The organism is Brevibacillus dissolubilis (assembly GCF_006170445.1).
Classification (GTDB): Bacteria; Bacillota; Bacilli; order Brevibacillales; family Brevibacillaceae; genus Brevibacillus_B; species Brevibacillus_B dissolubilis.
This window is the reverse complement of the sequence record NZ_VCNA01000001.1, coordinates 819,572-835,204: the sequence shown is the minus strand read 5'-3', so window position 1 is coordinate 835,204 and position 15,633 is coordinate 819,572. Positions and strand designations below refer to the sequence as shown.

14 protein-coding genes are annotated in these 15,633 nt (G+C 52.4%); 11 read left to right on the top strand and 3 right to left on the bottom strand.

Going from position 1 to position 15,633, the window contains the following annotated elements; genetic code table 11:
- Nucleotides 1–3 precede the first annotated feature (3 nt).
- The 10 genes from FGI41_RS02270 (at nt 4) to proC (ending at nt 12,155) form a co-directional block, all read left to right on the top strand.
- Nucleotides 4–1,215: a PP2C family protein-serine/threonine phosphatase gene (locus tag FGI41_RS02270; protein ID WP_139488255.1), complete on the top strand. Its 1,212-nt coding sequence runs from the start codon at nt 4–6 to the stop codon at nt 1,213–1,215.
- Nucleotides 1,216–1,406: 191 nt separating this feature from the next.
- Complete coding sequence (locus tag FGI41_RS02265) at nt 1,407–2,879, top strand: trypsin-like peptidase domain-containing protein (RefSeq protein WP_139488254.1); 1,473 nt, start codon at nt 1,407–1,409, stop codon at nt 2,877–2,879.
- Nucleotides 2,880–2,884: 5 nt separating this feature from the next.
- A complete protein-coding gene (locus tag FGI41_RS02260; RefSeq protein ID WP_218015211.1) occupies nt 2,885–3,622 on the top strand; it encodes a PP2C family protein-serine/threonine phosphatase in 738 nt (245 codons plus the stop codon).
- Nucleotides 3,623–3,631: 9 nt separating this feature from the next.
- Entirely contained in the window at nt 3,632–4,420 is a 789-nt protein-coding gene (locus tag FGI41_RS02255; protein ID WP_139488252.1) for an FHA domain-containing protein, read from the top strand.
- Nucleotides 4,417–5,805, top strand: a complete 1,389-nt coding sequence (locus FGI41_RS02250; protein WP_139488251.1) for a serine/threonine protein kinase — start codon at nt 4,417–4,419, stop codon at nt 5,803–5,805. Before FGI41_RS02255 ends, FGI41_RS02250 begins: the two co-directional genes overlap by 4 nt.
- 61 nt (nt 5,806–5,866) lie before the next feature.
- Nucleotides 5,867–6,529, top strand: coding sequence for an FHA domain-containing protein (locus FGI41_RS25250; RefSeq protein WP_218015210.1), 663 nt, complete (start codon nt 5,867–5,869; stop codon nt 6,527–6,529).
- 63 nt (nt 6,530–6,592) lie between these two features.
- Nucleotides 6,593–9,037: a protein kinase domain-containing protein gene (locus FGI41_RS02240; protein WP_139488250.1), complete on the top strand. Its 2,445-nt coding sequence runs from the start codon at nt 6,593–6,595 to the stop codon at nt 9,035–9,037.
- A 147-nt stretch (nt 9,038–9,184) separates the two neighbouring features.
- Nucleotides 9,185–10,585 carry an HNH endonuclease gene (locus FGI41_RS02235; protein ID WP_255298261.1) on the top strand — a complete coding sequence of 467 codons (1,401 nt, stop codon included), beginning with the start codon at nt 9,185–9,187 and terminating at the stop codon, nt 10,583–10,585.
- 2 nt (nt 10,586–10,587) lie between these two features.
- Nucleotides 10,588–11,055, top strand: a complete 468-nt coding sequence (locus FGI41_RS02230) for a DUF6884 domain-containing protein (protein ID WP_139488249.1) — start codon at nt 10,588–10,590, stop codon at nt 11,053–11,055.
- Nucleotides 11,056–11,327: 272 nt separating this feature from the next.
- Nucleotides 11,328–12,155 carry a pyrroline-5-carboxylate reductase gene (gene proC, locus FGI41_RS02225; protein ID WP_139488248.1) on the top strand — a complete coding sequence of 276 codons (828 nt, stop codon included), beginning with the start codon at nt 11,328–11,330 and terminating at the stop codon, nt 12,153–12,155.
- Between the two features lie 109 nt (nt 12,156–12,264).
- Here the strand turns inward: proC and FGI41_RS24720 are convergent, their stop codons facing one another.
- Together FGI41_RS24720 and FGI41_RS24715 are read right to left on the bottom strand one after the other, a co-directional pair.
- A complete protein-coding gene (locus tag FGI41_RS24720) occupies nt 12,265–12,435 on the bottom strand; it encodes a hypothetical protein (RefSeq protein ID WP_176560084.1) in 171 nt (56 codons plus the stop codon).
- A 347-nt stretch (nt 12,436–12,782) separates the two neighbouring features.
- On the bottom strand, nt 12,783–12,956 hold the full coding sequence (locus FGI41_RS24715) for a hypothetical protein (RefSeq protein ID WP_176560083.1): 174 nt from the start codon (nt 12,954–12,956) through the stop codon (nt 12,783–12,785).
- A 414-nt stretch (nt 12,957–13,370) separates the two neighbouring features.
- Here FGI41_RS24715 and FGI41_RS02220 point away from each other — a divergent pair, with 414 nt between their 5' ends.
- On the top strand, nt 13,371–14,681 hold the full coding sequence (locus FGI41_RS02220) for an NlpC/P60 family protein (protein ID WP_139488247.1): 1,311 nt from the start codon (nt 13,371–13,373) through the stop codon (nt 14,679–14,681).
- Nucleotides 14,682–14,807: 126 nt separating this feature from the next.
- Here the strand turns inward: FGI41_RS02220 and FGI41_RS02215 are convergent, their stop codons facing one another.
- On the bottom strand, nt 14,808–15,563 hold the full coding sequence (locus FGI41_RS02215) for a Crp/Fnr family transcriptional regulator (protein ID WP_255298260.1): 756 nt from the start codon (nt 15,561–15,563) through the stop codon (nt 14,808–14,810).
- Between the last annotated feature and the right edge of the window lie 70 nt (nt 15,564–15,633).

Sequence of the window (15,633 nt, the reverse complement as noted above, 5' to 3'; positions counted from 1 at the left end):
CGTATGCGAATCATCCCAGGCAACGCACAGCATATCGGGGCGCGTGAGGAACAGCAGGATGCGTTTGGCTTTTCCAATTGGGATTATGCGGAGGTGGTGGGCACAAGAGGCGTTTTGTCCGTGCTTGCTGACGGAATGGGCGGAATGGCGATGGGCGGCGAAGCGAGTCAGGCCGCAGTAAGCACCATGTTGATGGAATACCAGACGCTTGCGCACCGTGGGCCGGTGATGGAGTTGCTCCGGCGTGCGCTTCATCAGGCGAATGCCGTGGTGAATCAGATGGCGGTGGATCAAGGCTTGGAAAACCAAGTGGGTACGACGCTGATCGCAACCGTGATCCATGATCAGCATCTGTTTTGGGTCTCGGTGGGAGATAGCCGCATTTACCTCTACCGCCATCATCAGTTGATCCCCTTGACGGAAGATCATGTGTATGCACGCCGCTTGGACGACGAGGTGGCCCAGGGGCGGATGAGCAAAGAAGAGGCTGACAATCATCCGCACCGTGCTGCGTTGACCAGCTATCTCGGTCTGCGCGAAATCCCTGAGGTGGACGCGAATGTGAAACCGCTTCCCTTGTACCATGGTGACAAGGTCCTCTTATGCAGTGACGGCCTACACGGTGTGCTGGATGAGGGGGAGATCATTGAGTCATTGGAAAACGATGCCCAGACTGCCTCCACCATGCTGCTGGAGCGCGTGCTCGCCAAGCGAAGGAAGTATCAGGACAATGTGACCGTCGCGATCCTGGCTTGTGTGGATGAGCAGGAAAGGGAGCACGGGAGATCTGAGACGCAGAGTGCGCCAGCAGGGAAAAGAATCCTTGATCACAATAATAGTCAGAAAAGTAACACAAATGCTCGTCAGGACGGTGAAAGTAAGTCAGACTATGCGGAAGAGCTAAGTCATCATCCGAGCTATGCAAAAGCGGCTGATGAGGACCTGGTCGATCTGAAAGGAAGAAAACGCAGGCAAGGAATAAGGTTTGGCAACCGTTTGCGCCTATGGTGGGGTGTTTTATTCATCGTTTTGGCGGTGGTAGCGGTTGGAGGCGGATATTTTACGTACCAAAAGTGGTTCCGAACCAATCCCGCTGTCGTACCGGTACAGCCTGACGGCAAACAAGAAGGGAAAACAGGCAGCATACCACTTCACAAACAGGAGGCACCACTAACGCCGACAGCCCAAACAGTGCCAATGCCCAACCAACGCTGACGGCCCAACCAACGCCGACGTCTCACCCGATAGCAGCCCGCAGCCCGAAACCTGAGCGTACATGAAACGCAGCCACAGACAACAGTCTTACACAAGTAGCCATAAACGACAGTCCAAACCAGCCGTAGCCACACTCAACAAAGCAGATCCAAGCATCAAATCCATACCCTAAACAAAGGTGGTGGTTCATCATGATCAGCCCCCATGAGCACAATCCAGTCCCACACCTGATCAGGCGGCTCTGTATCAGTCTGCTGCTGCTTCAACTGGTTGTACACTCAACCAACCCGATTGTCGCCTACGCTTATGACTTGTTGGAAGAAAATCAAAGCAGTACCGTCCGCATCTTGTGTCAGACGGAAAACGGGACAGGGACGGGTTCGGGCTTTCTCACAGGTAACTCGGACCATGTCGTGACCAACTGGCACGTCGTTGATTGTACGGCGAGTGGAGGACAGGCTTTTATTTATCTTGGCGGCAACCAAGGTATCGCGACACAGGTCAAATGGCATTCACCGGTCAAAGACCTGGCTATCCTGCAACTGGAGCAACCGATGGATAAACCTCCAGTCAAACTCGCAGACAGCAAAGACATCAAGACGGGGATGAATGTCTACGCGATGGGCTTCCCGGCGGCGGCCGATGATCAGGCTGATCAAGAGGCAGCAGTCACGGTCAAGGTCTCCAAAGGCATCATCAGCGCAAGCGTACATTCACCAGATGGCGTCGGCCTCTATCAGACAGATGCGGCGATCAACCCTGGTAACTCAGGCGGCCCGCTTTTTAATGAAGAAGGGGCACTCGTCGGCATCAATGTAATGAAGTCATTGGTGCAGGCAGTCGTCGTCGGTCAAGACGGGCAGACCACCGTCACGCGCGTACCCGAAGGCGAAGGGATCGGCTGGGCCGTGCAGGTAGAGGAGTTGCGGGTGGAGCTGGATACGCTTGGGATCCCCTATGATGTGAGCAGCAGCAGCTTGTTGTCGCCACTCGGCAAGACTTGGGATCAAAATGCGCCATTGCTGATCCTCGCCGTCCTTGCTGTCGCACTTGGCGGTGGTGCTCTTTTCCTGACCTTGACGAAAAGAGGGCAGGTGATCGTCCGCGAAGTAAGCCAGCGCGTTTTGCCGCAGGGGCTGTCGCCTGGCGGAAGCAGACCTGCGGGGCACTATGGGCGGGTTAGCAATGGATCGAACGGTTCGGGAGTGAGTTCAGGAGGACAATTTCAAAATAGCATTGGTGCAGGTTCATCCGCGCCAACCCCATCCGACCCGGCTAATCCCCGATCTCCCCACACCATCCCTCCCATCGGACATCATCCCACTCCCCCTGCGTCCCCGCAAAAAGCCGCACTCATCGGAATTGCCGGCGTTTACAAGTCGCAAGAGTTTACCCTGCGTGAACAGCCGTTGATCTTTGGCCGAGATCCCGCGCGAAGCCAGATTGTGTTTCCCGGAACGTCAAGCGAGATCAGCGGCAAGCATTGCATGGTGCGTTTCGATCGGGTCAAGGGCGTGGTATATGTAGAAGACTGCGGTTCAACCAATGGCACCTTTTTAGCATCAGGTGAACGCTTGATTCCGCACCAGCCAAGAGCCCTTCGCTCAGGCGACCGTTTTTACCTGGGCACCGTCCATACACAATTTGAGATACGAATGGAGTAATGGCGATGACGTTTATCACGGCACCGGTATTATGCAAGGCAGGCGGGCGCGAGCAGAATCAGGATTGCGGTGATTTTGCCCAACATGAGAGCTTTGGTACCACCTGCTGGGTCATCTGCGACGGTATGGGTGGTCACAGGGGAGGTGAGGTCGCTTCACAGCTGGCTGTCACAGAGATCATCCGCTCATTTCGGCAAAAAGGATCGTTTACACTGAAAGCCCTGCAAAAGCATATCTATAACGCCAATGAAGCGATCATTGCCAGACAGGAGAGCGATCGGATGCTCACCTCGATGCAGACCACGATGGTGATGCTCCTCTCCGACGGCAAGCGGGTGATGTGGGCCCATATCGGGGATGCGCGGCTGTATCATTTTCGCGGCGGACGAATGTTGTTTCATACCAAAGACCACAGTGTGCCACAAGTGATGGTCAATGCTGGCGAGATCAGGGTGGATCAAATCCGATACCACGAAGACCGCAATCGAGTCCTGCGCTCACTAGGCAAAAAGGAGGATCTACGGCCGACGATACAAGGGGAGCCGGTGGAGCTTATGGCAGGTGATGTGTTTTTGCTGTGTACCGATGGATTTTGGGAATATGTGACCGAGATCGAGATGGAAGTCACGCTCAGTAAATCACAGCATCCGCAAGACTGGCTTATCCGGATGGAGCAAATTCTGCTCAAGCGCGCCACGGGGAAACATGACAACTATTCAGCGATTGCACTTTATTACGGGTGAGGTGAAAAAATGGATGATTGGATTGCGGCATTAATTGTCGTGATATTTGTTGGCGGGGTGTATGCGTTCACCGCCTATACCTATTATCGGATCGGTCAAAAATTCGGGATCGGGACATTGGGCGAGTTTTTCATTCCGGTTTATAATCTGGTGCTGCTTTGCCGTTGTGCAGGGATTTCCAGCTGGTTTCTATTGACGATACTCATTCCGTATCTGGGGGCTATTATTTTTACCGTTTATCTGTACGGAAAGATCGCAGAACGGCTGGGAAAAGACTTTTGGCTGTGGGGGCTTGGTTCAGCCTTTTTGGGGATTCCGGCCATCGTGATGGCATTTGACTCCTCCTATCCGGTAGGTGCGAACGAGTATGGGGGCGGAAATGGTGCATGGGCACAGGCACAGTCCTATCAGCATCCGCATTCGTTGGTCGCTCGCGGCACAGATGATTTCGTCGGGCCGGTCACGATCCAATGTGTAGCTGGTATGTATGCAGGTTCAGCATTTCCTATACCCGCAGAGGGGCTGGTTATCGGTCGGGACCCGAGCCAGGCGAATCTGGTGATTCCAAATCAAGAGGTCTCCCGCGCTCATGTGAGGATCTCCATGGATGCTTATGATCCTACGGTGGTGATCGTCGAAGATTTGCAGTCTACCAATGGTACGTTTTACGCTGCAACTGAACATGCAGGTGGCTGGGTACGGTTAAACGGTTCGGTCGAGGTCGGCAGGGCTGTAGACGGAGGGCCGCGCGTGTTTCGGATCGGTAACGGTGTAACAACGTTTGAGGTGTTGGGATGAACGGCGTCGGTCTGTGCATGGGCTGCATGAGGGAGTGGCAGGGGAGTGGAGCGTGTGTCACGTGTGGGTTTAATGAAAGGAAATACCCCGCATCCCCGCTGTATCTCCCGCTTCGCACGGTGCTTGCAGAACGTTACCTGCTGGGAAAAGTGCTTGGGCAGGGCGGTTTTGGCATCACCTATCTGGGCCTGGATGTTCGTCAGAGGCAGTGCGTCAAGCTTGCGATCAAAGAATTTTTACCACTTGATGTAGCATCGCGGGTTCCCAACAGTCAAAGCGTCACACCGCATACGGAGAATTACCGTGAGTATTTTCAATATGGATTGGGGCGGTTCATGGATGAGGTGCGGGCGCTACAGCGGTTTAACCGTCATCCGGGGATCGTTTCGGTCGTGGATGCGTTTTATGAGAATGGCACGGCTTATATGGCGATGCAGTATCTGGAGGGAGAGACGTTCAAGCAGTATCTGGAGCGAAAAGGCGGAAGGATTACGGTAGATACCGCGCTCCGCATCATGCTCCCCGTAGCAGATGCGCTGCGGGCCGTTAACGAGCTGGGCATGCTTCATCGAGATATCAGCCCCGATAATATATATCTGACCAACAGCCAGCAGGTCAAAATTCTCGACTTCGGTGCCGCCCGCTATGCGTTTAAGGACCGGAGCAAAAGCATGTCGATCATCTATAAGCCAGGTTATGCCCCCGAGGAGCAATACCGGAGCAAAGGCAACCACGGCCCTTGGACAGATGTATATGCTGTCTGTGCCACCTTTTATCGGGCGATTAGCGGGCAACCACCGCCAGAATCGCTCAACCGGTTGGAAAGTGACACCCTGATCCCACCGTCCCGCCTCGGGGTGATGATCCCACCCGCAGTGGAATCTGCCTTGCTGCGCGGGCTTGCTGTCAAGGCGAAGGACCGGTTACAAAACATGGATGAACTAAAGGCAGCTCTGCTCGCTGGTCCGATTACGTATGGAGACAGGACTCCTTCACGGAAAGGAGATCGGGTGCAGGAGGCGTGGAAAATTGGGGAGAATAGGGCCGGGCAGGTTCAGCAAACCCCCTATGTTCACCATATCCATCAAGTCCCTCGGGTCCATCAAGCTCACCAAGCCAATCAATCCCCTGAATCCCATCAATCTGACAATCAGAGTAATCCCTTCCCCCCTAAACACCACTTGCGCCCAATCATTTGCCGCAACTGTCAAACCTCTAACCAACTCCACACCGCATCCGTCCAACCCCAGCCTCAATCCTCACCACGCTGTCAGCAATGCGGACATCTGCTCGTCAAACCCCAAACCCCTGCATGGGTCTGGGTTCTCCTCGGAACCATCGCCTTCTTTTATCTGCTCTCCCTGATCGGCTCAAGCGACTATTAACTCACCCTTTGTCGCTAGATTCATCCTACCTTTTTACCACCATTGAAAAGGAGTGGTATCTATGTCCATGGTGCAATGCGCGAACGGGCATTTTTTCGACCCGGGTCAATCAGCATCTTGTCCTCATTGCGATGCGGCCAATCATCACCTCAACAGTAAAACATCAGGCCATGCGCCCAATCAGAATCATCCCATCCATCCAGCTAATCCCGCCTTCGATCCATGGGACGCGGCAGGCATCGGCAAGACACAGCCCGCACCCTTCCACAATCCCAACGATCAGGAAGCCAAAACAGCCCCACTGGGTTACAACGGCGCTCCCAATCCAATCCATCCCGCCTCCGATGACGCTAAAACCATCGGCGCATATATGAAAAAGAAGGGCGCAGACCCTGTCGTCGGCTGGCTCGTCTGCATTAAAGGCCCTGACCGTGGGCGAGACTACCGTATCCATACCGAGAAAAACCGCATTGGCCGCTCGGAAAACAACGACATCCACATCCGTGGAGACAACGCCATTTCCCGCGAAAACCACGCCACGATTACCTACGACCCGAAAAAGAAACGCTTCCGCCTACTCGCGGGGGAGAGCCGTGGCATGGTCTATCTCAATGATGAAGCGGTTGATCTGGTCGCTGATCTGACTGCGTATGACATTATTGAAATGGGAGATACCCAGCTGATGTTCGTCCCGCTTTGTGGGGATCGATTTGATTGGGATTGAAGCGGACAGACAGAACAAGGTAAACTGGAGCGCACGCAAAAACGATCAACGGAGGTGAACGAAATGAGTATGAACGCAAGATGCCTCGGTTGCATGAGTGAAAAAACAGCCGATCCTTGCCCGACCTGCAGCTGGGTTGAGGGGACAGAGGCGGAAGCCCCGCATTTTCTGGCACCGGGCACACTGCTGCATGGTAAATACCTGATCGGACGGGTGCTCGGTCACGGTGGATTCGGCATCACCTACCTCGGCTGGGACAATGATCTCAACATGAAGCTCGCGGTCAAAGAGTATCTGCCCCAAGGCTTCGCGACCCGTGCTAAGGAAGAGACCAGTGTCTCCGTCTACTCGGGCGATCTGTACACCCAATTTACAGAGGGATTGAATAAATTTTTAGAAGAAGCCAGGGTGCTTGCGCAGTTCAACAACCATCCCGGTGTTGTCTCCGTACGTGATTTTTTCAAGGAAAACGGCACCGCTTATCTCGTGATGTACTATTTGGAGGGGATCACCCTTAAGCAGTTCTTGGAACGCAACGGTGGAAAAATTCCGTACGAAACGGCCATTGAGATCATCCGTCCGGTGTTGGATGCACTGCACGAGGTTCACCAAAAAGGGATATTGCACCGTGATATCAGTCCAGACAATATTTATATCACCAAAGAGCGGCAAGTGAAGCTGCTTGATTTTGGCGCAGCCCGTCAGACGATCAATGAATACAGCAAAAGTCTGTCCGTGATCCTAAAGCCCGGCTATGCACCTGTCGAGCAGTACCACAGCAAAGGCAGGCAAGGGGCGTGGACAGATGTGTACGCGGTTGCCGCTACCATATACCGTGCCATCGTCGGTCAGACACCGCCTGATTCGCTGGACCGCTTGGAAGAAGACACCCTTGTCCCGCCGTCCCAACTGGGAACAGCCATCCCGCCCCATGCCGAGAGAGCGTTGTTGCAGGCACTGGCGATCAAAGTAAACGATCGTTTGCAATCCATGCAGGCGCTTCAGCAGGCGTTGGCAGAGGCGGAGGGGAATCAGCCGGAAAATACCATCTCACTCCCGTCTAACCCCCATCCCGCACCGAACCATACGACGCCACTCCCATCTACCCCACATCTCCATCCATCTTCAACAGACCCACTATACACCTCCACAACCCTGACCCCCAATCCACCCCCCATACGCAATAAAGTCTGGCTCTGGATCGGTGGAGCAATCGCAGGCGTGCTCGCACTCGTCTCCAGCGCCGTCGGCTATTTCATCGTATCCTCCATACCCGAATCAACCCAACCTACCCATCTAATCCCAGAGTCCACCCCAACGATCACTGCTGATTCCCGTCAAACCCTAGTGCCTGACCTGCTCACTCTGTCTGAAGAGGAAGCCAAGGATAAACTAACCCAAGCTTATCTCAAGCCTGGCAAGATCAACTATGAGGAAAGCCTTTTTTTCGGCAAAGGTCTGGTTATGAAGCAGTCAATCGACCCCGGCACCAGCGTCAGTGAAAATCAATCGGTCGACTTCATTGTCAGCGACGGCGTGCAGGTCCCCGAAAGCGAAGCCGAAATCCAGCAGCGCAAGTTCGAGCTGATCGAGCAATACAAGCTGCAGGCCAGCCAGCTGGACGAAAACGGCAACATCGAAGACGCCCTGTACAAATACGTGCAAGCCTTCCAAATCACCACCATCCTTGCCCAAGCCGACAATACCCCCGAACTCCAGCTGGAGCAAGCCAAACTCCTCAGTATCATCGCCTCCATCGAATTGGAAATGAAATACTACAAAAATGCGCTCAACGATTCCCTCCTCAGTGTCAAACGCCTTGAAAAGCTAGCCGAACAGGACGCCCAATACCAGAGCGAGCTGGTCACCGCCTACAGCACGACAGCCTATATGCACCTGTTTAACCAACAGCCGGAAGAAGCGATCACAAGCGCCCAAAAAGCCTTGGAGCTCGATCCCGCCTATCTCTGGGCCAAGACGAACCTCGCCCCCGCGCATCTGTTCGCGGATCAGGCAGATCAGGCGCAATCCTTGTATCGTCAAGCCAACAATCTCATGCTTCCAAGCGGCGAAACCTTCCATGACATCGCCCTCAGCGACTTTGCCTTTTTTAAGAAAAATGGTCTGGATCATCCCGGTATGGATGCCCTGATCGAGACGCTGGACGCAGAATATGTGGGCAAGGAGGTCATTCAGTTAATCTACGACAATGCCCAAGCGATCAACGACAACAAGCTGGATGCCTATATCGCTACACTTCAGCCGGATACGGTCACCCCGGAATTCCACGCGCAGCTCAAGGCATACATCGAGGGGAACCCCAATCTCGTTGTGGAGACGACAGGGATCGAAGGACATGAGAAGTCGGAGCAGAGCATGACGGTCTATGTTACACAAAAAGAGGTGGATACCAGTCAGGGCATCGATAAAGAAGTGAAGCTGATGTTCACTCTCAATAAACAGGCGGATGGGACGTGGAAGATTTACAGTGTGGCGCAAGCGGAATAGAGAGGGAACCCTGCTGGGAAATCAGTGGGGTTTTTTGCTGTGTAAAGAAAAACGCGTAAAGACAAAATCAATTAATTTTTTATAATAGAAAAATAGAGAAATTTTCGCGGAGTGAAATATGCTTAATTATTGGAAGGTGACAGCAACGTGGCGATCCCAAAAGATATAGAAAGAGCACACATCCTGCGAGCCTTGGCAGAGATAGACCAAGAAGGCTATCCAAAGGGGCAGAAATCTACTGGTTACGATATCATTCATAAGGGGCGAAGCTATCCGCCGAAGTATGTGATCTGCCTGGCCTACGCGTATGTGAAAGGTTATCTGTACACGCATGACAAGTTCAGTGGCGGAGCACATGAAACCAATCGATTTTTAGCAAACCTAGGGATCAATGTGGAAAAGAAAAGCAAGCAAAGCGAGCTAACATACACAGAAAAAGCTGATCCTGCCACTTCAAACAATCCATCAGCCACTATCCATCTCCAGCCAAAAATCATACCTGGCAGAATGATCGCAGATGGAACAGAAGAGATGGAGACCCGGTACCGCAAAGGCATATGGAAGCTGGTCTATCCTCATCTGGCCGCGGTAGAATTGGTTCCGTACGCCTTTACACAACAGCGGATTGGCATGACAGAAGAGGTATACCGATTTTTCCGTACAGGGAAGACCATCCCGTATCAAGAAGGGAGTCTATTAGATGAAGAAACGAGTGTGCCGCTATCCATTACATTCATCTATAAAGACATCACCTACCATGCAAAAATAGAGGTTCTCGTCGATCAGAAATACCCTCACTGGTTCCGTGCCGAGCTGTCGTGGGATGAGGATTTTGCCCAGCTGCTAGAAGCTTTGTTTCCAGATTATCATCAATCGTTGGGACAAAAAAAGCCGTTTTCTGAAGATACCCCATTGATTGACAAGCACATGAAGTCTAACCCGAAACTTCTATTAGAGCGAAAAACAAATGAACCCACGAACAATGTCTACCTGATCCAACTGCAACATCCTATTGACGAAAAGATTTTTGCCCAAGATATTGACGCTGAAGATACCGAAAACGGGTGGTTTCATCCAAGATCAGATCATGATGTGAATTCAGCCTCTGATACGAAAGCAGCGAATGTACCAAACACGGGCCATGCTTTGACTCCAACTCAAGATACGGTTTCGAACAATGGGGCCTACCCGAACAACGATCAACAGCATCCGCTCAAAGACGGCGCTCCCAAATACTACTACGGCAAACGCTATGAACGTCGCCCGGAAAACCGCCAACGTGCCATCGAGATCCACGGTCTGATCTGCAAGGCGTGCGGGTTTGATTTTGAAGCCGTCTATGGCGAGCGGGGGAAGAATTTTATCGAGGTTCACCATATCAAACCGCTTAGTACGCTGGATGGCGGGGAGATGGAGATCGTCCCTGAAACGGACCTTGTACCCGTCTGTTCCAACTGTCACCGGATGATTCACCGATACAAAGACGAAGTGCTGACCGTTGAACAGGTAAAATCCATGATAGAAAAACAACGCGGGAGGAAACCTTAAACATGACTGCCAATACCACGACCCGTCGCCTCTGTATCATCCCATGCGGCCAATCCAAAATCTGGGACAAGTACCCCCACGCTGGCACTACCCAAGCCAAAGACGCGTACACCGGCGCATTCCACAAGTCCTGCCAGCGCTACGCCAACCGTTTTTTCACGGACTGGGTGATCCTCTCCGCCAAACACGGGTTTCTTTGCCCGACAGATGTGCTGCATGAGAACTACGACGTCGGCTTCCAGCACAAATCCGACGAAGTGATCACCATCGGGCGCCTCCAGCAGCAGCTCAGTGAAAAGGGTCTCAGCCATTATGATGAAATCACCGTGCTGGGCGGCAAAAAATATGTCAAGGTCGTCGAGCAAACCTTTGGCCCGCATGTCCACTACCGTTATCCACTGCGGGGATGTAAAGGGATCGGCTATATGCTCCAGCGCCTGGCTCAAGCCGTCGAAAGCGGACAGGAGTAGCCGACCTGCTTCACGACTCACCCGTTATACGCTAGGTACTTTTTCGACGCGCCGAACCACTTTTTCCACGTTCATCCAACTCCGATTTTCCCTTTTCTCCTGTAGTCTCAGCTGATGAGACAGGATGAGGGGAGCTGACTGGGGAATGGAAGCGTTTTTGCTAACTTTCTCGCTCATATCCACCCCAATTTCTTGGATATTATTGAATAATAATAAGATAATGTTTACCATAAGTGGGGAATTACGATCTGGAAAAAAGAAGGAGGCAGAGCATGCTCAAGAACAAGAAAGTAGCCTTTATCGGAGCAGGTTCCATGGCAGAGGCCATGATCGCAGGTATGGTTGCCACAGGCACGCTTGACCCCGGACAGCTCATCGTGACCAACCGCAGTAATCTGGAGCGACGGCAGGAAATCACCCAATCATATGGCGTACATACATGCTGTTTGGATGACCCTGCCGCGATGAGTGCGGATATTATCATTCTGGCCGTGAAGCCCAAAGACGCCGAATGCGTACTGGATGCCCTTCATGGCCGGATCAAAGAGGATCAGCTCGTAATGTCTGTCCTCGCGGGGATTTCCACGCAGTTCATCGAGGATCGGCTGGGCAGCAGACAGCCAGTGGTGCGGGTGATGCCCAATACATCGAGCATGGTGGGGGAATCAGCTACCGCGATTGCCCGTGGACAGTATGTTACAGATGAACAACTTGTCATGGCCGAACAACTGCTGACCTCCATCGGCAATGTCACCGTGATCGATGAGGAACAGATGAGTATTTTTACCGGGATCGCAGGTAGCGGGCCCGCTTATGTCTACTACTTAGTTGAACACATGGAAAAGGCAGGGCAGGAAGGTGGTCTCGATGCCGCCACCGCCCGAGAAATCGCAGTACAGACGATCTATGGTGCGAGCAAAATGTTGTTGGAAACCGAAGAAGACCCGGCAACGCTCCGTGAAAATGTCACTTCCCCCAACGGAACCACTGCCGCAGGTCTAGAAGCGCTTGAAAAATACGGCGGGGGAGAAGCCATCGAGGCGGCGATCAAGCATGCGGCCCAACGCTCCGACGAGATCAGTGCGCAGTATGAGCGATAGCCGAGCGAATTGTAGGTGTATCAAAAAGAGTCCCTTTCCCATTCATCGAAATGAAACGGAAAGGGACCTTTTCCTTTTTACACGGGCATGTGCCTGTACCGACCAACAGCTACTCCGTCTGCTCATCCTGCCTTCGACGAGGCAACAGTGCAGCCATCGCAACCCCCGCAGCCGCACCGAAACCAATCCGGCCTACAGCATGCTGCAGATGTCCCGCCAGCAGTACATAGCCGATCACCAAAAAGCACAGCAGCAATACCACCATATGCCACTTGTTCATCCAATCAGCCCCTTTTGCAAAGGTTTGACTTGAGAACAGACAGGCCATGTCGCCATGAAAGGAAAAACCGCCTCCGAAGCGGAGACGGTCCTATCGAGTTCAGCACAAATGTGAGGTACTACCGAACATCATTTTTGGCACATCAGCCTCCGTTATAGAGTGAAGACCATTAATGAATCAGGTTTCCCGTCAACTGTAGGTGGTCAATACCGACATCCATGGCACATCAGCCTCCTAGAAGACTTTTTAACCAATTGATGTGGATCAACTGAACTCGACACACTTATTATGGGCAGAACACCGGATTTTATACACGCTTATTTTGATTGATAACTTACAACTGACGGTCACGACAGTGTTCTGTTTTTCCGCAGGCTCCAGAACGTCGCGATGGTAAAGCCAGCTACCAGCCCGAGCACCATTCTTCCGAAGAAGTAAGCAGACATTCCCGTCATCAGAATAAACCAGACCACTGCCATAGCGATGATTAACACGACAATGTACTTTCCGCTGATTTCCATCCCAGCCTCAGCTCCTTTTGTCTGTAAGTGCGGCCGCCCTATGTACGAACATGTATGAAAAAACCGCCTCCAAGTGGAGACGGTTCCCATCGAGTCCAGCTATTACAATGGGGTACTACCGAACATCATTTTTGGCACATCTACCTCCGTTATAGAGTGAAGACCATTAATGATATAGGTTTCCCTTGCTCACTGGGTGACCAACTGCAACATCCATGACACATCAGCCTCCGTTCGAAGACTTCATAATCATAAGATGTGATCACTGAACTCGACATACCTATTATGTACCGGGTCAGGGGAGCTTATACATTCTCGTCCTGATTGACAAATCCCTGAATGAATTCCTTTTCTTTGCTGAAAGCTATCGGTGGGAATTCACATTATATAGAAGGAATGAAGGGATTAGCTCATATGACAACCAAGCTCTCTTGCACCCGACAAAACCTAAGCGTCAAACGGCTCCGCACCAATGCGCTTCTCGTCTGTGCCACGACCTTGTTCGTCACAGGCTGCGGCGCGAATAACGACAACGATCAAGCGAAGAATCAGGGACAGACGCAGGCACAGAACCGGACACAAAGCCAAGGGCAAAGCAACACACAGGCAAACCCACAAGCCAATACCAGCCAAATCCATACTTACAACCAAGCCACCCAGCTCAACCAAGGTACAGGCTATAACCAACCCAATCAACCGGGACGTTACAATCAAAACAACCTGAGCGGTCAAGCGAATCCCAACGGTCAATACGGTCAAGCAGGTGTTCAAAACAACGGTCCAGGCTATGGACAATCGGGACAAATCGGGCACGACCATGCCTTGAATCAACCTGATCGTGCCAACCAGACGAACCGCTGGCTGGACAAAGACCAGACCAATGATCTAACCAATGGGGGATCGAGACGAGACCCAGACCCCAACCGTTTTTTACCCATTGAAAAGCAGAACCCGACCGACCTCGAGCTCTCCGGGGCGGACGAACCGCATAAAATCGTCCACCGCAACACCACGACGATCCAAGCGATCACATCATCCTTGACACGCGAACAAGCCGTCGCAAAGTACAAGCAATATTACACCACCTACCGTAACGACGACTGGAACAAGGTACTGCAATACCGCCAAGCCTACTCCAATATCAAAGGCTCGCTGGCAGACAAGATCGTCGAACGAGCCGTCTGGTACATGGAGCACGGCTACACCGTTTACGGTCATGGCTGGAACAGCTACCCGGCCAGCGGGATCGTCGACTGCTCGGAATTTACCAAGCTGGTGTATGGTGATTTTGATTTTGAGCTGACCGATGTATCCCGAGAGTACGGACAAGTCGGCACGCGCATCTCCGGCGTCTACTCCAAGCAAGACCCAGCCACTGGTAACTGGAAGCTGTACGGTACAGAAAACCTCAAGCCAGGCGATATTCTGTGCTGGTGGAAAAACAGCTCGGTCGACGGCTCCAAAATCATCGGCCATGTCGCCATCTACTTGGGGATGCTCAACGGACAGCCTGCGGTGCTCGGAACGGGTGACTACAATCCGACATCGCTTGGCATCGTTAACAATTTCAAGTACTGGTATGGCAGCAACTTCTGGTCGGCCCAGCGCGTCCTGCCCGCAGGATCATGGACACCGGGTAAGGCGATTACAGGTCACTCCCAGAAGCCGCCAGTTATTCCAACCAAGTACGTATTACCACCGCAAAAGCCTGTACCGCGCAGCTAGCCTAGGACAAAGCCGAAAAAAGCCTCCACCTTTTATACAGAAAAGGGGAGGCTTGTCCTCATTTTATCAGGCAAATCACTTCAATGGCGGTCGTACAGAGCTTACCGGGGATGCTCCATTCCATCCTCATCGGTAACCTTCCAGATACTCTTTTTGCAGAATCGTAATCCGTTTTCGCTGGATCTGCAGCACCTTATCCTTGCGCAGCTGATTGAACAGCCGGCTCACGGTCTCACGAGATGTCCCGACCATGCTGGCGAATTCCCTGTGGGTCAGTGGGAGATTGATCTGGATGCCATGATCCAGCGCAATCCCGTGATCCCGGGACAGCCGCAGCAGGAACGAGATGATCCGTTGATTTACATCCTGAGCGGTGAAATCCTGCAATTTGGCCTGCAGATCGGCGATTTTGGCAGACATGTCGCGCATGACCTTGACGGCGATGGTGGGACGGGACAGCATCAGCTGCTCGAACGCCTCGAACGGAATCTCGATCAGCTCTGCCGAGTCAATCACCTCAGCTGTGGCCGGATACGTACTGTGATCGCTGAAGCCTGTATGCGGGAACATGTCCCCTTTTTTCAGATATCCGAGGATTTGCTCATTGCCTTGTGCATCGAGATGGACCATCTTGATAATCCCTGAGCGGACGAAGAAGACGGATTTCGTAGCTTCTCCTTCCCGAAAAATCTGGGATTTACGCCGGTAGCATTGCAGTACAGCAACACGCTCCAGTTGTTCAAATCCTCGCTCATCCAGCTCCTGAAACAACGGAATGGTATGGAGAATCTTTATATATTCATGCATGGCAGCCACTTCCCTTTTTTCTTTGAACTCCCAAGCTGTGATTCGTAGATGACGTTCGTTCGGTTGTTCATTCATCTTCCCCACATCTATAGTAGCAGGGGAGCGGAAGGAATATTGTGAGAAAAGTCACTTTTGCACGGCTATC